The sequence below is a fragment of the Corynebacterium sp. 51B genome (assembly GCF_008930785.1).
Classification (GTDB): Bacteria; Actinomycetota; Actinomycetes; order Mycobacteriales; family Mycobacteriaceae; genus Corynebacterium; species Corynebacterium megadyptis.
In genome coordinates this window covers 103,108-126,444 of record NZ_PQMK01000004.1, presented here as the reverse complement: position 1 = coordinate 126,444, position 23,337 = coordinate 103,108, and the positions used below count along the sequence as shown (strand labels likewise).

15 protein-coding genes are annotated in these 23,337 nt (G+C 61.8%); 10 read left to right on the top strand and 5 right to left on the bottom strand.

The genetic code is table 11. The features are described 5' to 3' along the window. Positions 1 to 330: 330 nt before the first annotated feature. Together rplJ and rplL are read left to right on the top strand one after the other, a co-directional pair. Positions 331 to 846, top strand: a complete 516-nt coding sequence (rplJ, locus tag GBB14_RS06310) for a 50S ribosomal protein L10 (protein WP_151528984.1) — start codon at positions 331 to 333, stop codon at positions 844 to 846. Between the two features lie 140 nt (positions 847 to 986). Next, a complete protein-coding gene (rplL, locus tag GBB14_RS06305) occupies positions 987 to 1,373 on the top strand; it encodes a 50S ribosomal protein L7/L12 (protein ID WP_151528983.1) in 387 nt (128 codons plus the stop codon). Positions 1,374 to 1,490: 117 nt separating this feature from the next. On the opposite strand, the gene GBB14_RS06300 is transcribed toward rplL, so the two are convergent. The 5 genes from GBB14_RS06300 to GBB14_RS06280 form a co-directional block, all read right to left on the bottom strand. Further along, positions 1,491 to 3,164: a hypothetical protein gene (locus GBB14_RS06300; RefSeq protein ID WP_151528982.1), complete on the bottom strand. Its 1,674-nt coding sequence runs from the start codon at positions 3,162 to 3,164 to the stop codon at positions 1,491 to 1,493. A gap of 63 nt (positions 3,165 to 3,227) precedes the next feature. Further along, on the bottom strand, positions 3,228 to 4,349 hold the full coding sequence (locus GBB14_RS06295) for an alpha/beta hydrolase (protein ID WP_151528981.1): 1,122 nt from the start codon (positions 4,347 to 4,349) through the stop codon (positions 3,228 to 3,230). Positions 4,350 to 4,516: 167 nt separating this feature from the next. Further along, positions 4,517 to 5,893, bottom strand: coding sequence for a family 1 glycosylhydrolase (locus GBB14_RS06290; RefSeq protein ID WP_151528980.1), 1,377 nt, complete (start codon positions 5,891 to 5,893; stop codon positions 4,517 to 4,519). A 66-nt stretch (positions 5,894 to 5,959) separates the two neighbouring features. Further along, entirely contained in the window at positions 5,960 to 6,796 is an 837-nt protein-coding gene (locus GBB14_RS06285) for an aldo/keto reductase (RefSeq protein WP_151528979.1), read from the bottom strand. A gap of 20 nt (positions 6,797 to 6,816) precedes the next feature. After that, positions 6,817 to 7,608, bottom strand: coding sequence for a DedA family protein (locus GBB14_RS06280; protein ID WP_151528978.1), 792 nt, complete (start codon positions 7,606 to 7,608; stop codon positions 6,817 to 6,819). 274 nt (positions 7,609 to 7,882) lie between these two features. Between GBB14_RS06280 and GBB14_RS06275 the strand changes: the two genes are divergently transcribed. The 8 genes from GBB14_RS06275 (at position 7,883) to tuf (ending at position 23,131) form a co-directional block, all read left to right on the top strand. After that, positions 7,883 to 8,866 carry a DUF3068 domain-containing protein gene (locus tag GBB14_RS06275; RefSeq protein WP_151528977.1) on the top strand — a complete coding sequence of 328 codons (984 nt, stop codon included), beginning with the start codon at positions 7,883 to 7,885 and terminating at the stop codon, positions 8,864 to 8,866. A 358-nt stretch (positions 8,867 to 9,224) separates the two neighbouring features. Further along, positions 9,225 to 12,722, top strand: coding sequence for a DNA-directed RNA polymerase subunit beta (locus GBB14_RS06270; RefSeq protein ID WP_192795902.1), 3,498 nt, complete (start codon positions 9,225 to 9,227; stop codon positions 12,720 to 12,722). 144 nt (positions 12,723 to 12,866) lie between these two features. Further along, on the top strand, positions 12,867 to 16,883 hold the full coding sequence (locus GBB14_RS06265) for a DNA-directed RNA polymerase subunit beta' (RefSeq protein WP_151528975.1): 4,017 nt from the start codon (positions 12,867 to 12,869) through the stop codon (positions 16,881 to 16,883). A gap of 215 nt (positions 16,884 to 17,098) precedes the next feature. Continuing rightward, positions 17,099 to 17,938: a hypothetical protein gene (locus GBB14_RS06260; protein ID WP_151528974.1), complete on the top strand. Its 840-nt coding sequence runs from the start codon at positions 17,099 to 17,101 to the stop codon at positions 17,936 to 17,938. 448 nt (positions 17,939 to 18,386) lie between these two features. Further along, complete coding sequence (rpsL, locus tag GBB14_RS06255; RefSeq protein WP_151528973.1) at positions 18,387 to 18,758, top strand: 30S ribosomal protein S12; 372 nt, start codon at positions 18,387 to 18,389, stop codon at positions 18,756 to 18,758. A 3-nt stretch (positions 18,759 to 18,761) separates the two neighbouring features. Continuing rightward, on the top strand, positions 18,762 to 19,229 hold the full coding sequence (gene rpsG / locus GBB14_RS06250; protein ID WP_151528972.1) for a 30S ribosomal protein S7: 468 nt from the start codon (positions 18,762 to 18,764) through the stop codon (positions 19,227 to 19,229). A gap of 220 nt (positions 19,230 to 19,449) precedes the next feature. Continuing rightward, the gene (gene fusA, locus GBB14_RS06245; RefSeq protein WP_151528971.1) at positions 19,450 to 21,573 is read left to right on the top strand and encodes an elongation factor G; all 2,124 of its coding nucleotides are present in this window, start codon (positions 19,450 to 19,452) and stop codon (positions 21,571 to 21,573) included. A 367-nt stretch (positions 21,574 to 21,940) separates the two neighbouring features. Beyond that, entirely contained in the window at positions 21,941 to 23,131 is a 1,191-nt protein-coding gene (tuf, locus tag GBB14_RS06240) for an elongation factor Tu (RefSeq protein ID WP_151528970.1), read from the top strand. Positions 23,132 to 23,337 lie beyond the last annotated feature (206 nt).

Below are 23,337 nucleotides of genomic sequence, written 5' to 3'. Positions count from 1 at the left end.
GGATGTGGGGCTGCAAGCGTCGATAAGCGAAGGAACGCTGAGCATATTTGACTTCTGCAGCGACAAGGGGATAGGTTAAGCAGTCGAAGTTTGAGCGGCTCGCCTCATCGGCGGGTCGCGACAAGTTTCACCGAAGACCGTCGGTCATCCGCCTAGCCTGGGCGGGTCGAAGGTGCTGAAGTGATTCAGCCGGCCCACGCAGGAGACACTTGGAATCATGCCTTTCAGTAGTGAAAGGGATATGCCCTGTGCTCTTGCACGGGGCTTTCTGCATCTGTGGGAAGCCTCGGCGGAAACGACACAAGACATATTGAGGAAGGAGGCGAAGTAATGGCTAACCCGAAGAATGCATCGGATCTTGCGGAGCTCAAGGCTCGCTTTGAGAACGCAGACTCCATTTTCGTCAGTGAGTACCGCGGCCTGTCCGTGGCTCAGATGACTGAACTGCGTCGTTCGCTCGGCGAAGATGTCCAGTACTCCGTCGCCAAGAACACCCTGATGAAGCTGGCTCTTAAGGATGCCGGCGTCGAGGGCCTCGACGATGTTTTCACCGGACCCACCGCAGTCGCCTTCGTTAAGGGCGAGGCAGTTGACGCTGCCAAGGCGATGAAGAAGTTCGGCGAAGACAACAAGGCTTTCGTCATCAAGGGCGGCTTCATGGACGGTGACGCGCTCAATGCTGAGCAGGTCTCCGCTATCGCTGACCTGGACAACCGCGAGGTCACCCTCGCGAAGCTGGCCGGCGCCATGAAGGGCAGCTTGGCAAAGGCCGCTGGCCTGTTCAACGCTCCCGCTTCTCAGGTGGCTCGACTCGCTGTCGCGCTGCAGGAGAAGAAGGAAGACTAACCCTGAACTTTTGCAGCTTGTCGACGCCATCCCGGCGGCGACATACCGCGAAAGTACACACTCATTACACCTAGATTCACCTCGGCGGCCGCGCACTGGCGCCACCGCTGGGGAGGAACACTACCGAAAGGATTGCCATCATGGCTAAGCTCACCAAGGACGAGCTCATTGAAGCTTTCAAGGAAATGACCCTCATCGAGCTCTCCGAGTTCGTTAAGGAATTCGAAGAGGTCTTCGACGTCACCGCCGCTGCTCCGGTTGCTGCTGTTGCTGCTGCTCCGGGCGCTGAGGGTGCCGCTGCTGCTGAGGAGAAGGACGAGTTCGACGTCGTTCTCGAGGACGCTGGCTCCAAGAAGATCGGCGTTATTAAGGCTGTCCGCGAGATCGTCTCCGGCCTGGGCCTGAAGGAAGCCAAGGAGCTCGTTGAGTCCGCTCCGAAGGCTATCATCGAGGGCGCTAACAAGGACGACGCTGAGGCTGCCAAGACCAAGCTCGAGGATGCCGGCGCTAAGGTCTCCCTCAAGTAAGGTCATTTCCTTTTCTCCGCTGCCGCCGCGCGTGGCAGCGTGAGAAGGTACATGCCTAAAAAACCTCCCCGCACTGTAGGTGCTGGGGAGGTTTTTGCTGTGGCCGAGGGCGTGCGGCTAGCGCTCCACGGCGTGCAGCGTGGCGGTGTCGCTGATGAGCGGGGCCGCGAGATTCGGCACTGGGGAGTTGATGATCTCCATGGTGTTCGGGGTGACCTTCAGATACACCTGATGGAACTGCTCATCGCCCAGATAGTCCCGCAGGAAGCGCGCCAGGGCGGGATCGCCGGCCGCGGCGCTGCGGGTGGCCTCGGGCACCTCAAAGGCGGCCATATAGTTGCGCGGCACAGCCTGCACCAGCCCCGCCGGGCGGGGGCCAAACTCGCCCTCGATGGGCAGGGTGCGCATACTCAACACCGAGCCGAGACGGCCATCGATGGTGTGCAGCACGAGGGGATAGCGGCGCCCGTTGATCTGCAGGTCCACCTCGCGGGAGGGTGAGGCATAAGCAAACTCATCTACCTCCAGGCGGGCGGCGTCGCTGAGCGATCCCGCATAGGAGAAGGGCGAGGCAGGGGCGAGAGTCTCATGGGAGCGATCATAGGAGGAGTTCTCCAGCAGCGTGCCCTGCAAGGGCGCGTCGGTGGGGGTGAACTCCCACTCGCTGGCGCGCAGCTGCTTATGCCAGTAGCCGGTGCGGCCCGCGTGGCGGCCCTCGACCCGCAATTCCCGCTGCGCCGAACCAGCGGCGGTGGAGTGGATAGAGATACGGTCGGTGATCTCGCCGGGGATATGCGGCTGCTGGGCCCAGTCCTCGGCTGGCAGCCCAATCGGGGCGGTGCGGGGATCCAGCCGGTGGCGCAGCGCATCGGGCGCGGCGGGCCGAGCATCCTCGCCCCAGGTGTAGCGGAACTGGGCCGGATCGGAGCCGTTGATATCAAAATCCGAAAGGCGAGTGTACATATCACCGTACTTATTGGTGACAAAGATGACCGAGCCACCAGCACTGATGCTGTGCACGCGGAAACGCGAGTTCAGTGGGGTGCCCACCTCATAGGAGTAGTCGCGGGCCAGCCACGGATCGAGGGTGTAGATCCGCGAGCCATCCTCGCTCAGCGCCAACACCTGGGTGACTTTCGCCAAAGAGATCGGCTGCTGCTTGCCATCGGGGGTGTCATACCAGCGGTCGGTGTGGGTACCGATCACGCTCAGCGCCCAGCGGCCTGGCTCCGTGGTGGGGGAGCGATGCCCCTTCCCCAGCCAGACCGGCCCGCCCCACGCCCGGATCCAGCCCCAGCGGCTGGGGCTGGATAAGAGATTAGACAGGGTGTACATCCACCCCGCGTCATCGAGAGCGACCAGCGCATCTTCGTTGAGCGAGATGCCCACGATCTCCCCGCGCAGGCAGTCGGGAGTGGGCAGCTGCCGCCAGATCGGATCGCCCACATGGCGCACGGCAAGCTCGCCGTGGCGCAGCGCCACCTCCACCTTGTCATTAAAGCCCTGAGTGTTGTCGCGCAGCACCACCTGCTCGGGAAGCCCCGTGGGATCGGCCACCGGCAAGTCCTCATAGCCCACATCGCCGAAATCCGGCGGCACTAGCCCCAAGGGGAACTGCCCATAGCCTTGGGCCGGATTACCCAGATGCGGCACACAGGCACGGGGGGCAGGGGAGTCGGGAAGAACCGGCTGCGGGCTATCGCCCACGGCCTGGGCAGTGGCGGTAGCGGTGGGCACGAGCGCGAGCGTGGCGCAGAGGGTGAGCAGGCGGCGGCGCAGTGCTGAGGTCATGGGGGGAACTCCTTGGTTGCGGGCGGCGCGGATGATGGGCGCAGGGGTGGCCGAGGTGTAGGGCTAGCCGATATTCTCCCGCTGCACATCGTGCAGCTCGGAGTCAGACGCCAAGCCCTCGCCGGTGTAGATGGCCTGGGTGCGCTCGGAGTTGCTCAGCACATACTCGCTGAAGGAGAGCACCAGACCGCCGTACACGTTGTGTTCTGGGGCATCCACGAAGGTGCCGTGGAAGGCATTGTTCACGGTGGCGCGCCACTTGGGGCCGCGGGCGTTGGTGTAGAGCAGCTCGGAGAGCGGGTGGGCCACCAGGGTCTCGTGCTCGGCGAAGAGCACCAGCGCGGGCTTGGTGGTGGGCTCGGAGGCTAGACCGAAATCCGCAGGGCCGGGGTTGACGGCGGTCACGCCACGGACGGTGAAGTTCTCATCGCCTGCGGCCTGCATCGCCGGTCCGAGGCTTTCGGCCACGCGCATTACAGAGCCGCCGCCGGCGGAGTGGCCGACGAGCACGGTGCGGGAGGTGTCAATCTTGCCCTGCAGCGGGCCCAGGCTGGTAGCGGCGTCGATCGCGGCGGTGGCGGCCAGCTCCACTTGGTAGCCGAACCAGTTGACCCAGGTGTATCCGATGGCCACCACATAGCCGTGGCTGGCGTAGAGCTCGGCTTGGCGAGAAACCATACCCGGCTCGGCGCCGATGCCGGGGGAGAGCACGATCAACGGTGCGGGATCAGACTCGGCGATGTCTGCCGGGTAGACCAGCTGGGAGCCGATGGGGGATTCCGGTCCGGAGGGCCAGGTGCCATAGCAGGGCGCCTCCGAGTTCGCGCCATTCTGGTAGCGCAGTATCGAGTTGTAGAAAACGTAGAAAGCGTCGGTGCACTGCCGCGCCACTGTGGTGGCGGCAACCTCGTGAGGACCGCGCTGACCATAGGTGGTGCGGATCGCACCAGGGGTCTCGTTATACGGGGCCGTGAGCCGCAGCCCGGTGAGCCCAGCGTCGCGCAGCGGCTGAGGCACGAAGGGGGGCGCGACGTCCTGCGGCAGATCTGGCCAGCCCGCAGTGGAGGAGCTCACTTCTGGAGCTGGAGGAATGGGAGGGGTGGCGACGGCGTGCTGGGGAAGCAGCAGAGCAGTGGTGGATAGAAATGTGACTGCGGCAGCACAGCGGCGAGAGGCAGAGGACATGAGGCCCAGCTTTCTATGTCGATGAAAATAAGATGAACTCTATATCTGAGAATCCTAAGTGAGATAAGAAACACATAAAAGAGTTCTGACGGAACCGTAGGTAATTTTCACCAAGAAGGGGGTGGGGGCTGCGGGTGGATAGTTAGCTGGGCGCGGGGTACGTCGCCCTAGTCAAGCCGCGCAAGGGGGCCGTCTACGGCGGGCGGGTTGAAACAGCTGGTGGGAATGGTTGATGCAGAACACACGGCCGGTGGGTTCACGGGGCGGTAGTCCTCGGCGACGCCACCAGAGGAGACGAGCTCACGGTAGGCATGCACGCCGGAGGTAGGCCGCCGTGTGAGGCTGGGGTCATCCAAGATGTCCACTTGGTAGAGGCCGAAGCGAGCGGAGTAATCGCCCCATTCGTAGTTGTCGGTGATGGACCAAGTGTTGTAACCGATAACTGGGTAGCCATCGGCGATCGCCCGCTGGATCCAAAAGACTGTATCGCGAATAAAATCGCCGCGGTCGGCGCCATCGGAACGGCTGCCATTGTTGGTGGGCATTCCGTTTTCCACAATGTAGATAGGCTTTCCGGGGAAAGTATCGGCGAAGTGGGCGATGGCCTCGTAGATGCCGTCCGGCTGGGGGCGTACCGCCGCGAAGTCAGCGCTAGCAGCGTGGACGGCGGTGAGGTTATTCAACGCCAAACCGTAGTAGTAGTCGATACCCACATAGTCCAATCGATCCTTGACGCGGTTGAGAAACAGCTTGTCGGCTAAGCCAGTTACGGAGGGTAGGAAAGCCTCGTTTGCAGTAACCATGGCATCGGGGTTGGCGCGGTGAGCGGCGTCGTATCCAATGTTGTGCGCTGCCACCACATTGGTGAGAAAGCGCGGCATATCCCATGGCTTGATGAGGCCGATTTCTACCTCGTGGCCGAAGAAGACAAGTGGTTCGTTGAAAGTTACCCACATGGTGTCCTTGCTGCCTTGGCCTGCGGCGGAGGCGCCCCAGCGCTGGGTAATGAGATCGGCGAAGTCGCTGAACTGCGATACGGCCTCATCGGAGAGGAAGCCGCCGCGATCTACTAGCCACCCAGGGTAGACGTAGTGCACCATCGTGATCATTGGGGTCATTCCATGGGAGCGGATGGTATTGATGATCGCGTCATAGTGTGCCAACGCATCCTCGTCCCATGTATCGGGATGGGGTTCGATGCGGGCCCACTCGACGCTGATGCGGTAGGTGTTTGCGCCCATGGCGGCGGCATTGGCGATGTCTTCTTCGTAACGGTTCCAAAAATCTACTGCATCGTTGACGGGGTCGACCGCGCCGTTGCCTTGGTTTTCCTCCACGTAGCGCAGCCAGTTGGAGTCGGGGTTCGAACCTTCGACTTGGAATCCGGATGAGGCCACGCCCCAGTGGAAGGAGGTGTGGCTGTTGTCAGGGAGGGAAACCGCACGGGCGGGCGAGGGGCTAAATGCGCTTGCGATTACGAGCGTTAGCGTGGTGAGCACGAGGCAGAGTCTCCACCACGATCTATTGTCAGTGGTTATCAACATACGGTTCAGTATAATGACATGTGCTACCAACTACTATGTGCATCAAGATGTGTTTTAAGGCACAGTCTAAAACTCCTCATACACCGCAGGGTCTTGCGCTTTACGGCGCCCATCTGCCCGGCCTAACGCCGTGATGCTCTCCACCTCGGCCGCATCCAAGGTGATCTCCAGTGCGGCCAGGTTCTCCTGCTGTCGTTGGAGGGAGCTGGCCTTCGGAATGGCGAGTGCGTCGATGGCGCGATGCCAGGCGAGAACGATCTGCGCTGGGGTCGCGTCATGGGTGCGGGCGATCTCTGCCAGCACCGGTTCCCCGAGCACCTCGCCGCGGTTGAGCGGGCTCCAGGACTGGGTGATGATGCCGCGCTCGCGGTGATAGGTGCGGGCCTCGGTCTGGGGGAAGTAGGGGTGCAATTCGATCTGGTTCACTGCGGGAAGCTCGCCGGTGGCGGCTTCTACCTGCTCGAGGTGTTCCGGCAGGAAATTGCACACGCCGATGTGGCGAATGAGTCCCATATCCCGAGCGGCCATGAGCCCGCGGTAGGCGTCGATAAACAGCCCCTGCGAGGGATTAGGCCAGTGAATCAAATACAGATCAATGAAGTTCCGTCCCAAACGGTAGAGGGACTCCTCCACGCAGGTGACGGCGTCGCTGTGATAGCGCCCCGGTAGCTTTGAGGTAATAAGTAGCTCCGAACGGGTGGCGCTGCCATCCGCACGCAGGGCGGTACGCACCGCCCTGCCGACAGTGCCCTCATTCTCGTAGTTATAGGCGCTGTCCACGAGCCGATACCCCGCGGAGATAGCGGAGCGAATGGACTCCACTCCCGCCGAGCCTTTGAGCTTGTAGGTGCCCAAGCCCTGCACGGGCAGTCGTAATCCAGAATGCGATCTAAAGGTATCCATGGCGCTAGCCTACCGGCCAGCTAGGCTGGGGTGCTCTTGGAGCGGCGCGCCGAGATCACAGCAAAGACCACCAAAGCAAGCGTGATCCACAGGGCATAGCGATTGATCTGATCCACCACCCCGATTACCTGTTCGCCATAGCGGATACCGATATAGGCAAAGATGCTGTTGCGCACCAGTACGCCGGCGGCGTTGACCGCCAGAATCATGCCGAAGGTTACCCCGCGGATGGTGGCCAAAAGATTCGCTATGAGGCGAATCGGCATGAAGGGAATATAGGAGATAAAGATCGCGCCCAGCAGCAGAGGAGGGCTGAGCCGCCCCAGACGGTCCAGCCAGGTGCGCATCCGTGGAGATTGTTCCACTACCATGGCGAGGTATTCGCGCCCCCACCAGCGGCCGATCATCCACCATAGGGGGACGGAGCGGAGCCCGCCCACCAGAGCGCACACCACGATCACCCAGGCTGCGGTGCCACCCACGGTGGATTGGGCGCCGCCGATAATCGCGGAGGTATAGCCCCCAACGAGCAGTGCATAAGGGAGCGGGTTGTTCAGCAGCCACACCCGGAGCGGGATCATCACCAAGCTCAGCAGCATATCTGCGAAGAGATACACAAAAAGCCACTTGTCGCGCGTCGTTGGCGAGGCAATAAACGCCGGGGTGGGTGGGGTCGAGCTCTCGCCGTCCGCAGCGCGGGGGTCCGTGCTGCTGGGTTCGGCGGCGCTGCCCTGTTGCTGCTGGGCGGCGTGATCGGCGCGCGCTTGCTCCTCAGGGTGCTGAGGCTGGTGCTGAGGATGGGGGTCAGACACGGCGCAGAAAACGTCCTTCCATACAACGAGGTCAGTGGCAACAGTGGGAGGCAAACTAGCGCCTCGTGGCAGCGGCGCTCAGATACTAGGGCAAGCCTACAAGATGGCCCGGACACCGCCTGGGTCAGACACCGGCGCCGCGCGCATGGCTGCGGCGCTCTCCTCGCCTCTGGAGTAGGAGGGAAAGGGTCGCGTGCCCGAGATAGCAGGGGTGGTGCGCTGCGCGTGCGCCTCGGTCCCAAAGCGTTCGCGGCGGCGGCTACACTCTTTAGGCATGCTGCCAAAGTCTCGCATCGCCGCCTCCCTTGTTCTCGGGTTGGCCGCCGCCCTCATCGCGGCGGGGCTCTTTTTGCCGCGCGCACTGCACACCGATTCCCGCATCGCCCTCGACACGGGCCCGGTGACGTGGACGCTTCGCGATGACACGGCGCAGTCACGCTTGCTCAGCTCGCCCGAGGGGCGGGTGCTGGATGCGCCGGTGACCAAGCAGGTGCACTTTGAGTTCGTGGATCCCGCCGATGCGGAGACCGTTACCGTCAAAGCAGGCTCGACGCTCATGCGCGAGTCCCGCCAAGCGGACCAGGACCGCCTGATCACCGCCGATATCACCAGCTATCGCATGAGCCGGCTCACGGGGCTCGCGAGCTCCCCTGCCACCGTGGCGGATCAAATGGCCAGCCCCACCCGCAGCTTTGATATCGGCGGCCAGTGGCTCAAGTTCGAGCCCACTCCCGCCAATCACGGCCTGGAATTCTATGACTCCACCCTGCGCCGCTCTTTTCCGCTCGAGTTTGTGGAAAAGTCCGAGATCGCCGGCCGCGAGGTGAAGGTCTATCACCAGTACATCGAGCCGCAGAACGTGGCGCAGTCCTACCCTGGGATCTTTAATACCGCGCGGCTGCAGGATGGCTCGGCCGGCTATCTCTACCATGAGGTCGATCGCCGGATCTCCGTGGACGTCGATAGCGGCTTGGTGCTCAACATCGAGGAGAATATTAACGACTTCTATGCCGACGCCAAGCGGGAAAAGCCCGAGTTGGTGCTGGTGGGAGAATTCCGTATGAGCGAGGAGAACCAGCAGACACTCGCTGCCGCCGCAGAGCACACGCGCGGTGGACAGGGTATTCGGATCGCGGGGTGGGTGCTGCTAGGATGCGGTGAAGCTCTGGCGCTACTCGCGCTCATCGGAGTGTTTGTCGGCGGACGCCGGGCGCGCCGGGGACGGGCGGGCCGTGAGGAGGTCAGCACCGGCGCGTGAGAATTCCACGCTGCCACCACGATCCACTCCGATGCTCATATAGGCCGCCTGCGGCGTGAATGCCAGTCTCAGTACTGCTGCCCCATTCGCCTCATCGCCTACGGCCTTTACAAGCGTGCAGCTGTGGTATAAGCTGATTCTTTGCGCTGGAATCCGTCGACCCCAGATTTTCACGAGACCTTGTTTAAATGGTTTGGAAAAACCGAATTGACAAGGTCGTTTAGTGCTATCGCGGCCGGTTGGGCGAGGTTCCTATAGCAGACCGAAATGCTCAAAGTTAGCGGCGGCTCGGGGCTAGGCATTGGTGTGTGTCCCACTTTTAACACACTGAAGCACATCCCTGTAGTTGTCGCGTGAGGTGCTGGAAGGACGCATCTTGGCAGTCTCCCGCCAGACCAAGTCAGTGGCCGAAATCCCCGGAGCTCCGAAGCGGTATTCATTCGCGAAAATTCAGGAGCCCATCGCGCTGCCGGGTCTACTCGACCTACAGCTCGAATCCTTTGCTTGGCTTATTGGCACGCCCGAGTGGCGCGCCCGTCAACAGGCCGAGGCACCCGAGGGTGCCCGTATTACCAGTGGTCTTGAGGACATCCTGGAAGAGTTGTCCCCGATTCAGGACTACTCCGGTAACATGTCTTTGTCGCTCTCGGAGCCACGCTTCGAGGACGTGAAGAACACCGTTGATGAGTCCAAGGATAAGGACATCAACTACTCCGCTCCGCTGTATGTGACAGCCGAGTTCATTAACAATGAAACGCAGGAGATCAAGTCCCAGACGGTCTTCATCGGCGACTTTCCGATGATGACCGACCGTGGCACGTTCATCGTCAACGGCACCGAGCGTGTCGTGGTGTCGCAGCTCGTGCGTTCTCCCGGTGTGTACTTCGATCGCACCATCGATAAGTCCACCGAGCGTCCCCTGCACTCGGTGAAGGTTATTCCTTCCCGTGGCGCATGGCTCGAGTTCGACGTGGATAAGCGCGATAGCGTCGGCGTGCGTATCGACCGTAAGCGTCGTCAGCCCGTCACCGTTCTGCTCAAGGCGCTTGGTTGGACCACCGAGCAGATCACGGAGCGCTTCGGTTTCTCCGAGCTGATTATGTCCACCTTGGAGAACGACACCGTCTCCAACACCGATGAGGCACTGCTGGAGATTTACCGCAAGCAGCGCCCGGGCGAGCAGCCGACCCGCGATCTCGCGCAGTCCCTGCTGGACAATAGCTTCTTCAAGCCGAAGCGTTATGACTTGGCCAAGGTGGGCCGCTACAAGGTCAACCGCAAGCTCGGTCTCACCGGTGCTGATGAGCGCACGATGACCCTCACCGAAGAGGACATCGCCACCACCATCGAGTACTTGGTGCGCCTGCACGCCGGCGAAACCTCCATGGTGTCCCCGGACGGCGTGGAGATCCCGATCGATACCGACGATATCGACCACTTTGGTAACCGTCGTCTACGTACCGTTGGCGAGCTCATCCAGAACCAGGTCCGCGTGGGCCTGTCCCGCATGGAGCGTGTAGTCCGCGAGCGCATGACCACCCAGGACGCGGAGTCCATCACTCCGACCTCCCTGATCAACGTGCGCCCCGTGTCGGCTGCCATCCGCGAGTTCTTCGGCACCTCCCAGCTCTCGCAGTTCATGGACCAGAACAACTCCCTGTCTGGTCTGACCCACAAGCGTCGTCTCTCCGCGCTCGGCCCGGGTGGTCTGTCTCGTGAACGCGCCGGCATTGAGGTGCGCGACGTGCACCCGTCTCACTATGGCCGCATGTGCCCGATTGAGACCCCTGAGGGCCCGAACATCGGTCTGATCGGTTCGCTCTCTTGCTATGCCCGCGTGAACCACTTCGGCTTCATCGAAACCCCCTACCGCAAGGTGGAGGACGGCAAGCTCACCGACGAGATCGTCTATCTCACCGCCGATGAAGAGGATCGCGCCGCCGTGGCGCAGGCCTCTCTCCGCGTGGATGAGGATGGCACGATTCTCGACTCCCGCATCGAGGTGCGCGTGAAGGACGGCGACATTGAGGTCGTGGGTCCTGAGGGCGTGGACTACATGGATATCTCCCCGCGCCAGATGGTGTCGGTGGCGACAGCCATGATTCCCTTCCTCGAGCACGACGACGCCAACCGTGCCCTCATGGGTGCGAACATGCAGCGTCAGGCTGTGCCGCTGGTACGTTCCGAGTCCGCCTATGTGGGCACCGGTATGGAGCTGCGCGCCGCCTATGACGCCGGCGACCTGGTCATCAACAACAAGGCCGGCGTGGTCGAGAACGTCTGCGCCGACTTCATCACCGTGATGGCTGATGACGGCACCCGCGAGACCTACATGCTGCGCAAGTTCGAGCGCACCAACCAGGGCACCTGCTACAACCAGCGCCCCTTGGTGAACCTCGGGCAGCGTGTGGAAGAGGGCGAAGTTCTGGCTGATGGCCCTGGTACCCACGAGGGCGAAATGGCCCTGGGCCGCAACCTGCTGGTTGCGTTCATGCCGTGGGAAGGCCACAACTACGAGGATGCCATCATCCTCAACCAGCGCCTGGTAGAAGAGGACGTTTTGACCTCGATCCACATCGAGGAGCACGAGATCGATGCCCGCGACACCAAGCTCGGTGCCGAGGAGATCACTCGTGAGATCCCGAACGTCTCTGAGGATGTGCTCAAGGACCTCGACGAGCGCGGTATTGTGCGCATTGGCGCCGACGTCCGCGACGGCGACATCCTTGTGGGCAAGGTCACCCCGAAGGGTGAAACCGAGCTGACTCCGGAGGAGCGCCTGCTGCGCGCCATCTTCGGTGAGAAGGCCCGCGAGGTGCGCGACACCTCTATGAAGGTGCCGCACGGTGAAACCGGCAAGGTTATCGGCGTGCGTCGCTTCTCCCGTGAGGACGACGACGATCTCTCCCCGGGCGTGAACGAGATGATCCGCGTGTACGTGGCTCAGAAGCGCAAGATCCAGGACGGCGATAAGCTCGCCGGCCGCCACGGTAACAAGGGCGTGGTGGGCAAGATCCTGCCCGCCGAGGACATGCCCTTCATGGCCGACGGCACCCCGGTGGACATCATCCTGAACACCCACGGTGTGCCCCGTCGTATGAACATTGGTCAGGTGCTCGAGGTGCACTTGGGTTGGCTGGCCGCCGCTGGTTGGAAGATCGACCCCGAGGACGAGAAGAACGCCCAGCTGCTCAAGACTCTCCCCGAGGAGCTGTACGACGTTCCCGCCAACTCGCTCACCGCGACCCCGGTGTTCGACGGCGCCTCCAACGAGGAACTGGCTGGTCTGCTGGCCAACTCGCGTCCGAACCGCGATGGCGATGTGCTCATCGACGGCGACGGCAAGGCTCGACTCTTCGATGGTCGTTCTGGCGAGCCCTTCCAGCACCCGATCTCGGTCGGCTACATGTACATGCTGAAGCTGCACCACCTGGTGGATGAGAAGATCCACGCCCGCTCCACCGGCCCGTACTCCATGATCACCCAGCAGCCGCTGGGCGGTAAGGCACAGTTCGGTGGCCAGCGCTTCGGTGAGATGGAGGTGTGGGCTATGCAGGCCTATGGCGCCGCCTACACCCTGCAGGAGCTGCTCACCATCAAGTCCGATGACGTGGTGGGTCGTGTGAAGGTCTACGAGGCGATCGTCAAGGGCGATAACATTCCCGATCCTGGCATCCCCGAGTCCTTCAAGGTGCTGCTCAAGGAGCTGCAGTCGCTGTGCTTGAACGTGGAGGTTCTCTCCGCCGATGGCACTCCGATGGAGCTGGGCACTACCGACGATGATGAGTTCGATCAGGCCGGTGCCTCCCTGGGCATCAACCTTTCTCGCGACGAGCGCTCGGACGACATCGCCTAAAAATACGGTGCTTTCTTTCCCACCAGCTCCGGCGCGGCCAAAGGTCACGCCGCGAGCTCGGGGAATAAGCGCAAGAAACTGACACTTCAAGTTCTTTACAAAAACTACGACACCCCACCACCGCGTGGGGGAAAGGGAGTTTGCGTGCTCGACGTCAACTTCTTCGACGAGCTCCGTATTGGTCTGGCCACCGCCGACGATATCCGTCGTTGGTCCAAAGGCGAGGTCAAGAAGCCGGAGACCATTAACTACCGCACCCTCAAGCCGGAAAAGGACGGCCTCTTCTGTGAGCGCATCTTCGGTCCTACCCGCGACTGGGAGTGCGCCTGCGGCAAGTACAAGCGCGTCCGCTACAAGGGCATCATCTGTGAGCGCTGCGGCGTTGAGGTGACCAAGTCCAAGGTGCGCCGCGAGCGTATGGGCCACATTGAGCTGGCCGCGCCAGTGACTCACATCTGGTACTTCAAAGGCGTTCCCTCTCGCTTGGGCTACCTTCTGGACCTTGCTCCGAAGGACCTGGAGCGCATTATTTACTTCGCTGCCAACATCATCACCTCGGTGGACGATGAGGCCCGCCACGCCGACCTGACCACTTTGGAAGCTGAGATGCTGCTGGAGAAGAAGGACGTGGAGGCCGATGCCGAGTCTGAGATCGCTGAGCGCGCTCAGAAGATGGAAGAGGACCTCGCGGAACTGGAAGAGGCCGGTGCGAAAGCCGATGCCCGCCGCAAAGTGCAGAATGCTGCTGAGAAGGAAATGCAGCACATCCGCGAGAAGGCCGAGCGTGAGATCGATCGTCTCGACGAGATCTGGCAGACCTTCACCAAGCTGGCCCCGAAGCAGATGATCATCGACGAGACCATCTACGAAGAGCTCGTCGACCGCTACGAGGATTACTTCACCGGCGGCATGGGCGCCGAGGCCATTCAGACCCTCGTGCGTAACTTCGACCTCGATGCCGAGGCCGAGAGCCTCCGCGAGATCATCAATAACGGCAAGGGTCAGAAGAAGATGCGTGCCCTCAAGCGCCTGAAGGTGGTTGCCGCCTTCCAGCGCTCAGGTAACGATCCGGCCGGCATGGTGCTCGACTGCATCCCGGTGATCCCGCCGGAGCTGCGCCCGATGGTGCAGCTCGACGGTGGCCGCTTCGCCACCTCGGACCTCAACGACCTCTACCGTCGTGTGATCAACCGCAATAACCGCCTCAAGCGCATGATCGATCTTGGCGCGCCCGAGATCATCGTGAACAACGAGAAGCGCATGTTGCAGGAGTCCGTGGATGCGCTCTTCGACAACGGCCGTCGTGGCCGTCCCGTCACCGGCCCGGGCAACCGTCCGCTGAAGTCTCTGTCTGACCTGCTCAAAGGCAAGCAGGGCCGCTTCCGTCAGAACCTGTTGGGTAAGCGCGTGGACTACTCCGGTCGTTCCGTGATTATCGTCGGTCCGCAGCTGAAGCTGCACGAGTGTGGTCTGCCGAAGCTCATGGCCTTGGAGCTGTTCAAGCCCTTCGTGATGAAGCGTCTGGTGGAGCACGACTACGCCCAGAACATCAAGTCCGCGAAGCGCATGGTGGAGAGGCAGCGCCCCGAGGTGTGGGACGTGCTGGAAGAGGCCATCTCCGAGCACCCGGTGATGCTCAACCGCGCCCCCACCCTGCACCGCCTGGGTATTCAGGCCTTCGAGCCGGTGCTCGTCGAGGGTAAGGCTATTCAGCTGCACCCGCTGGCCTGTGAGGCCTTCAACGCCGACTTCGACGGTGACCAGATGGCGGTGCACCTGCCGCTGTCCGCCGAGGCTCAGGCCGAGGCCCGCATCCTGATGCTCGCCTCGAATAACATCCTGTCCCCGGCCTCCGGTAAGCCGCTGGCTATGCCGCGTCTGGACATGGTGACCGGCCTGTACTACCTGACCCTGGAGAAGACCCCGGATCAGCTCGGCGGCGAAGGCGCCTACAGCGCTGCCACCGAGGATGGCCCCGAGCAGGGCGTGTATTCCTCCTACGCGGAGGCCATCATGGCCCGCGACCGTGGCGTGTTGGGGCTGCAGGCCCCGATCAAGGTGCGCATCTCGCACCTGCGCCCGACCGCCGAGGTCGAGGCAGAGCAGTTCCCCGATGGCTGGCAGCCCGGCCAGGTGTGGACCGCCCACACCACGCTGGGACGCATCATGTTCAACGAGCTGCTGCCGTGGAACTACCCGTACCTTGAGGGCATCATGGTGCGTAAGGGTGGCGGCCAGGACAAGATCATGCTCGGCGATGTGATTAACGATCTCGCCGCCAAGTACCCCATGATCACCGTGGCCCAGACCATGGACAAGATGAAGGACGCTGGTTTCTACTGGGCAACTCGCTCCGGTGTGACCATCACCATGTCCGACGTGCTGGTGCTTCCGAACAAACACGAGATTCTCGAGCGCTACGAGGCCTCGGCCCGAGAGATCGAGAAAAAGTACTGGGAGAAGGGTGCTCTCACCCCGCGTGAGCGCTATGACCGCTTGGTGGAGCTGTGGAAGGACGCCACCGACACCGTGGGTCAGGCCGTGGAGGACCTCTACCCGGACGAGAACCCGATTCCGATGATCGTGAAGTCGGGCGCAGCCGGTAACATGCGTCAGATCTGGACCTTGGCCGGTATGAAGGGCATGGTTGTGAACTCGAAGGGTGACTACATCACCCGCCCGATCAAGACCTCCTTCCGTGAGGGCCTGTCGGTGCTCGAGTACTTCAACAACTCCCACGGTTCCCGTAAGGGCCTGGCCGATACCGCTCTGCGTACCGCCGACTCGGGTTACCTGACCCGTCGTCTGGTAGACGTCGCACAGGATGTGATTGTGCGCGAGGATGACTGCGAGACCCGCCAGGGTATTCGCGTGGCCATCTCCGAGCCGGTCACCGATGCGTCCGGCGAGATCACCGGCTACACCCCGGATCCGCTCAACGAGACCAGTGTGTACGGCCGCGTGCTCGCCGCCGATGCCACCACCGACGAGGGCGAGGTTGTGCTGCCCGCCGGTACCTACATCGGCGAAGAGGAAGTCACTACGCTCATCGCTGGCGGGATCCAGGTCATCAAGCTGCGTTCGGTGCTCACCTGTGAAACCCCGGCCGGCGTCTGCGCCAAGTGCTATGGCAAGTCCATGGCCACCGGTAAGCAGGTGGAGATCGGCGAGGCCGTCGGTATTATCGCCGCCCAGTCGATTGGTGAGCCCGGTACCCAGCTGACCATGCGTACCTTCCACCAGGGTGGTGTCGGTGGCGACATCACCGGCGGTCTGCCCCGTGTGCAGGAACTCTTCGAGGCCCGTGTACCGAAGAACCGCGCTCCGATTGCCTCGGTGGCTGGTTCCGTCAAGCTGGAAGACACTGGTAACTTCTACACCCTCACCATCGTGCCGGACGACGGTTCCGATGATGTGGTCTACGAGAAGCTTTCCAAGCGTCAGGGTCTTGCCCAGGTGCGCGTGCCCATGGAGTCCAACCCCCAGTCCACCATCGAGCGCACCCTGCGCGAAGGCGACCGGGTGGAAGTGGGCCAGCGCCTGCTCCGCGGCCCGGCCGATCCGCACGATGTGCTCGAGCACCTCGGCCGACGCGGCGTCGAAAAGCACCTTATTGATGAGGTGCAGGCGGTGTACCGCACCCAGGGTGTGGCGATCCACGATAAGCACATCGAGATCATCATCCGCCAGATGCTGCGCCGCGGCACCGTGATCGAGTCCGGCTCCACCGAGTTCCTTCCCGGTACCTTGGTGGACCTCTCCGAGGCGAAGGCTGCCAACCTCGAGGCCCGCAAGTCGGGTGGCGAGGCCGCACAGCTCCGCAGCGAGATCATGGGTATCACCAAGGCCTCGCTGGCTACCGAGTCGTGGCTGTCCGCCGCGTCCTTCCAGGAGACCACCCGTGTGCTCACCGATGCCGCTATTAATAAGCGCTCGGACAAGCTCATTGGCCTCAAGGAGAACGTGATCATCGGTAAGCTGATCCCGGCCGGCACCGGTATTTCGCGCTACCGCAACATTGCGGTCAAGCCCACCGAAGCCGCTAGCAGCCCGGCGTACTCGATCTCGCCCTTCGGCGATGCGATCTACGATCCGGACGGAAGCTACCAGGAGTTCACCGGCGCCAATGTGCCGCTGGAGGATACGAACTACCACGCCTAGTTCGGCCCTCGGTCTGCATCAGTACACAGCCCTTCTACCCTTCATCATCCGCCACAGAATTCGGCGGGGAGCGGCTCCTCAAAGTGGGAGAGGAGCCTTCCCATAACCGCTGAATACACCAGCGGCGAAGAACGGGTAGGAGGGCTGTTCTGTGTGTTACGACACCTACGGTCTAAGCTAATGCCGAACCTCGGAGCACACAGACAAGGTGAGATATGAGAATTTTATGGCCGTTGCGCGGCGGAATGGCGGTGATCGCGGCGTGCAGCCTCGCCGGATGCACCATCGGTATGGACCCCGACAGCCCCGTCACAGAGTCCAGTTCTTCGAGCTCACGGCCCTCCTCCTCATCCACCCGCGCCGAGGTTCCGCGCATCGATCATGCAGCGCTTGACGACGCCGTCTCGCAGCTGGAGAAACGCTATGGCCCCTTGGGTATCGCTGTCGATGGCGAGGTGCATGGCAGCCTCACCACGGGAGCCGCATGGTCCACCTCCAAGGTGGCCATCGCCATTGCCGCCGAGCGCGCCGGTGTGGCTGATCCCAGTGTGGTGGAGGCAGCTATCGCGGTCTCGGACAATGCCGCGGCAGAGATTCTGTGGAATGCCATCGGCGGTGGAGAAGAAGCCGCCCTCGCGGCCAATGAGGTGCTGCGCGATGGCGGCGATACCGAGACCGACTACAACGCCTTCCATCGGGGCCAATTCACTCCTTATGGCCAGACCGAGTGGGCGTTGAAGGATCAGGTGCGTTTCGGTGCCAGCCTGCCCACTCTGGAAGGGGCAGAAACCGTCTTCGAGGCCATGGGTGATAGTGCTGAGCACCAGCCCTATGGGCTTGCCGTCCTGCCCGAACCGCGTTTCAAAGGCGGCTGGGGTCCCGATGATGCTGGGCGCTATCTCGTGCGCCAATTCGGGATCGTGCTGGGCCCCGACAACCAGGATTTGCCGATCGCCATCATGGCCGAGCCCAACGATGGCAGCTATGAATCCGGACAAGAGGCGCTTACGGCGCTTGCTCGGGAGCTCAAGGATAGCGCGCGCACCAAGAGCTAAGCCGGGGAATTACTCCTCGATGGGAAGTGGTGCTCAGCGATTCTGCAGGTGGGGCGCTTGATTGTGGGATGGGTGTGAACTATACTTGCCCAAGCTTGAAAAAGATTTTTTGGGCGGCTTGCCATACAGTGCCTGTGTGCTGCAAGAACCATCCCTGACACACCACCCAGTAGGCCAGCGAGAGCGGCTGACTGGGTTTGCCGTGTCTTGATTATTGGTTCTTTCATCGCCGGGATGCGATGGCAAGGAAAAAATAAAGAGAACACCCGAAGACTGCGTAGAGGGCACAGTGGGCGCAAGCCCGCAGTGTTCACTGAGGGACTGCTAGGCGGGCGCCTCCTGCGGCCGCCGGTGATGTCCTTGTGGAGTAGCTCCAGCACCATAGCCTCACCATGGGAATCCAGGTAGCTGTCTATTCGACGCGTTAGTCAGATACAGAAAGAAGTTCATGCCAACTATTCAGCAGCTGGTCCGCAAGGGCCGACATGATAAGACCGCAAAGGTGAAGACCGCGGCTCTTAAGGGCTCTCCGCAGCGCCGTGGCGTGTGCACCCGTGTGTACACCGTCACCCCGAAGAAGCCGAACTCCGCACTTCGTAAGGTCGCCCGTGTGCGTCTGACCTCCGGTATCGAGGTGTCCGCCTACATTCCGGGCGAGGGCCACAACCTGCAGGAGCACTCCATGGTGCTCGTGCGTGGTGGTCGTGTGAAGGACCTCCCCGGTGTTCGTTACAAGATCGTGCGCGGCGCACTTGACACCCAGGGTGTGAAGGACCGCAAGCAGGCACGTTCCCGCTACGGTGCGAAGAAGGAGAAGTAAAACATGCGTAAGGGCAAGGCACCTGTACGTCCTGTAGTTAAGGACCCGATTTACAACTCCGAGCTCGTCACCCAGCTGATCAACAAGGTTCTGCTGGACGGCAAGAAGTCCACCGCTGAGCGCATCGTCTACAGCGCTCTCGAGATCTGCAAGGAAAAGACCGGCACCGATCCGGTGGGCACCTTGGAGAAGGCTGTTGGAAACATCAAGCCCGACCTCGAGGTTCGTTCCCGCCGCGTGGGTGGCGCCACCTACCAGGTTCCGGTCGAGGTTCGTCCCGGCCGTGCAACCACTCTCGCGCTCCGCTGGATGGTGACCTTCACCCGTCAGCGCCGCGAGCACACCATGGTTGATCGTCTCGCTAATGAGATCCTCGATGCCGCAAACGGCCTCGGTGCTTCCGTGAAGCGCCGCGAGGACACCCACAAGATGGCTGAAGCTAACCGCGCATTCGCCCACTACCGCTGGTAGTGTCATTTTTCGTGTCCTGCTTGATGGGCGCCCCACTGGGAGATGCTCTGCATTTCACTGGTGGAGGCGAGCCCGAACAGCACGGGCGATGAGCCGCCATAGAGATGGCGTCGACTAGCTAACGGGCGATACGCTCGCGCGGATAGCTGAGAATGAGACAACTGTATCCACTCAGGGCGCCATTTGGCGGCCTACACCAACCAACAATTGGGGATTTACTGTGGCACAAGAAGTGCTTAAGGATCTAAAGAAGGTCCGCAATATCGGCATCATGGCCCACATCGATGCCGGTAAGACCACCACCACCGAACGTATTCTGTTCTACACCGGTATTAACCGTAAGGTCGGCGAGACCCACGACGGTGCCTCCACCACCGACTGGATGGAGCAGGAGAAGGAACGCGGCATCACCATTACCTCCGCAGCAGTGACCTGCTTCTGGGAGGGTAACCAGATCAACATCATCGACACCCCGGGTCACGTTGACTTCACCGTTGAGGTGGAGCGCTCCCTGCGCGTGCTCGATGGCGCTGTTGCTGTCTTCGACGGCAAGGAAGGCGTTGAGCCGCAGTCCGAGCAGGTGTGGCGTCAGGCTGCAAAGTATGACGTTCCGCGTATCTGCTTCGTGAACAAGATGGACAAGATGGGTGCGGACTTCTACTTCACCGTCCAGACCATCGTGGACCGCCTGAACGCGAAGCCGCTCGTTATGCAGCTCCCGATCGGTGCTGAGGACGACTTCGACGGCGTTGTCGACCTGCTCGAGATGAAGGCCCTCACCTGGCGTGGCAAGACCGATATCGGTACCGAAGCCACCGTCGAGGAGATCCCGGCCGATCTGCAGGAGAAGGCCGAGGAGTACCGCGAGAAGCTGCTCGAGGCCGTGGCTGAGTCCGACGAAGAGCTCATGGAGAAGTACTTCGGCGGCGAAGAGCTGACCATGGACGAGATCAAGGGCGCCATCCGCAAGATGACCGTCAACTCCGAGATCTACCCCGTGTACTGCGGTACCGCCTACCGCAACAAGGGTGTCCAGCCGCTGCTCGACGCTGTTGTGGACTTCCTGCCGAACCCGCTCGACGTGGGCGAGGTCGTGGGCCACAAGGTGGGCGAGGAAGAGGTCAAGCTGACCCGCAAGCCCTCCGACGATGCCCCGCTGTCCGCTCTTGCCTTCAAGATCGCAGCGCACCCGTTCTTCGGTAAGCTCACCTTCATCCGCGTGTACTCCGGTACCGCCGAGCCGGGCGAGCAGGTCCTGAACTCCACCAAGGACCGCAAGGAGCGCGTGGGCAAGATGTTCCAGATGCACGCCAACAAGGAGAACCCTGTTGAGAAGGCACACGCTGGTAACATCTACGCCTTCATTGGCCTGAAGGAGACCACCACTGGTGACACTCTCTGTAACGCCAATGACCCGATCATCCTCGAGTCCATGGACTTCCCGGATCCCGTGATCCAGGTGGCCATCGAGCCGAAGTCCAAGGCCGACCAGGAGAAGCTGGGTACCGCTATCCAGAAGCTGGCCGAAGAGGACCCGACCTTCACCGTGAACCTGGACGAGGAGTCCGGCCAGACCGTCATCGGCGGTATGGGCGAGCTGCACCTCGACGTCCTAGTGGACCGCATGAAGCGCGAGTTCAAGGTTGAGGCCAACGTGGGTGCCCCGCAGGTGGCGTACCGCGAGACCATCCGCAAGCCCGTGGAGAAGCTCGAGTACACCCACAAGAAGCAGACCGGTGGTTCCGGTCAGTTCGCGAAGGTCATCATCTCCATCGAGCCCTACGCACCCGATGCAGAGGAGCTCGAAGAGGGCGAGTCCGCGACCTACGCATTCGACAACCAGGTCACTGGTGGCCGCATCCCGAAGGAGTACATCCCCTCCGTGGACGCCGGTATCCAGGACGCTATGCAGTACGGCTTCCTCGCTGGCTTCCCGCTGGTGAACATCAAGGCCACCCTGCTCGACGGCCAGTACCACGAGGTTGACTCCTCTGAGATGGCCTTCAAGCTCGCCGGTTCCCAGGCGCTGAAGGAAGCTGTTGCCAAGGCAAAGCCGGCACTGCTCGAGCCGCTGATGGCCGTCGAGGTCATCACCCCCGAGGAGTACATGGGCGAGGTTATTGGCGATATCAACTCCCGCCGTGGCCAGGTTCAGTCCATGGACGACCGCTCCGGCGCGAAGGTTGTCAAGGCCCTCGTTCCGCTGTCCCAGATGTTCGGTTACGTCGGTGACCTGCGTTCGAAGACTCAGGGTCGTGCTAACTACACGATGATCTTCGATTCCTACGCAGAGGTTCCCACCAACGTGGCGCAGGACATCATCGCCGAGCGCACTGGCGCCTAAGCTCCGGCTGTGCCCTGGTTTCCAGCTAGGTTTGTGCCAGACCTAGCCGGGAACTGCGGGTAACGGCCCGCTGAGCGGGCACGCTCTCCATGAGAGAGACCCGTTGAGCAGGCCGTTACCTGCGTTGGCCCTAACGCACCCATATCGTTATCCATCAGGGACGAAGGACGATGGTGGCAATGGGCCGGAATGGAAGTGGGGATGGTTTGAAATCTGCCATCACCACACCTATTATCATGTAACTGGCAATAAATGACCCGCTATATCTTCTTCAGCGAGATGCAACCGCATTGAGCCTATGAGGAAATAGCACACAACTTGTGGCTGCGAGAGTCGTAGCCACCGCGAAGTCCAGGAGGACACAGAAGTGGCAAAGGCTAAGTTCGAGCGTAACAAGCCGCACGTAAACATCGGTACTATCGGTCACGTCGACCACGGTAAGACCACCACCACCGCAGCTATCACCAAGGTTCTGGCAGAGAAGTTCCCGGAGCTGAACGAGGCTTCCGCTTTCGAGGCGATTGACAACGCCCCCGAGGAGCGCGAGCGCGGTATTACCATTAACGTTTCTCACGTTGAGTACGAGACCGAGAAGCGCCACTACGCACACGTGGACGCCCCGGGCCACGCCGACTACATCAAGAACATGATTACCGGCGCTGCTCAGATGGACGGCGCAATCCTCGTGGTTGCCGCTACTGACGGCCCCATGCCGCAGACCCGTGAGCACGTGCTGCTCGCTCGTCAGGTTGGCGTGCCCTCCATCCTGGTTGCACTGAACAAGTGCGACATGGTGGATGACGAGGAAATCGTCGAGCTCGTCGAGATGGAGGTCCGCGAGCTGCTGGCCGACCAGGAGTACGACGAGGAAGCTCCGATCGTTCACATCTCCGCTCTGAAGGCTCTCGAGGGCGACCAGAAGTGGGTTGACTCCGTTGCTGAGCTCATGCAGGCTTGCGATGACTTCATCCCGGATCCGGTCCGCGAGACCGACAAGCCCTTCCTGATGCCGATCGAGGACATCTTCACCATCACCGGCCGCGGCACCGTGGTTACCGGTCGTGTGGAGCGCGGCAAGCTCGAGGTCAACGACGAGGTCGAGATCCTGGGTATCCGCGAGAAGTCCCAGAAGACCACCGTCACCGGTATCGAGATGTTCCGCAAGATGATGGACTACACCGAGGCTGGCGACAACTGTGGTCTGCTTCTGCGTGGTACCAAGCGCGAGGACGTCGAGCGTGGCCAGATTGTGGCCAAGCCGGGCGCCTACACCCCCCACACCCAGTTCGAGGGTTCCGTCTACGTCCTGTCCAAGGACGAGGGCGGCCGCCACACCCCGTTCTTCGACAACTACCGTCCGCAGTTCTACTTCCGCACCACCGACGTTACCGGTGTCGTGAAGCTTCCCGACGGTGTCGAGATGGTTATGCCTGGCGACAACGTTGACATGTCCGTCGAGCTGATTCAGCCCGTCGCCATGGACGAGGGTCTGCGCTTCGCTATCCGTGAGGGTGGCCGCACCGTGGGCGCTGGTCGCGTTACCAAGATCATCAAGTAATGGTCTTCACGTCCTAGCCAGCCCTTAGCTGCTCGCTAGAGCGAACTCATCCCCCTAGGTTCTCCTAGGGGGATTTTTCATGCCTGTACGACGCCGCTCGCGCAATTGCAGCCCCGCGAAAGCTCCGCCTGCCCCGCTCACCACCCTGTGGCGCGCTGTGAGTGGGGCCGCAGCGGGGGCCGCTCAAGCAAGCCCTTGCAGCCGCC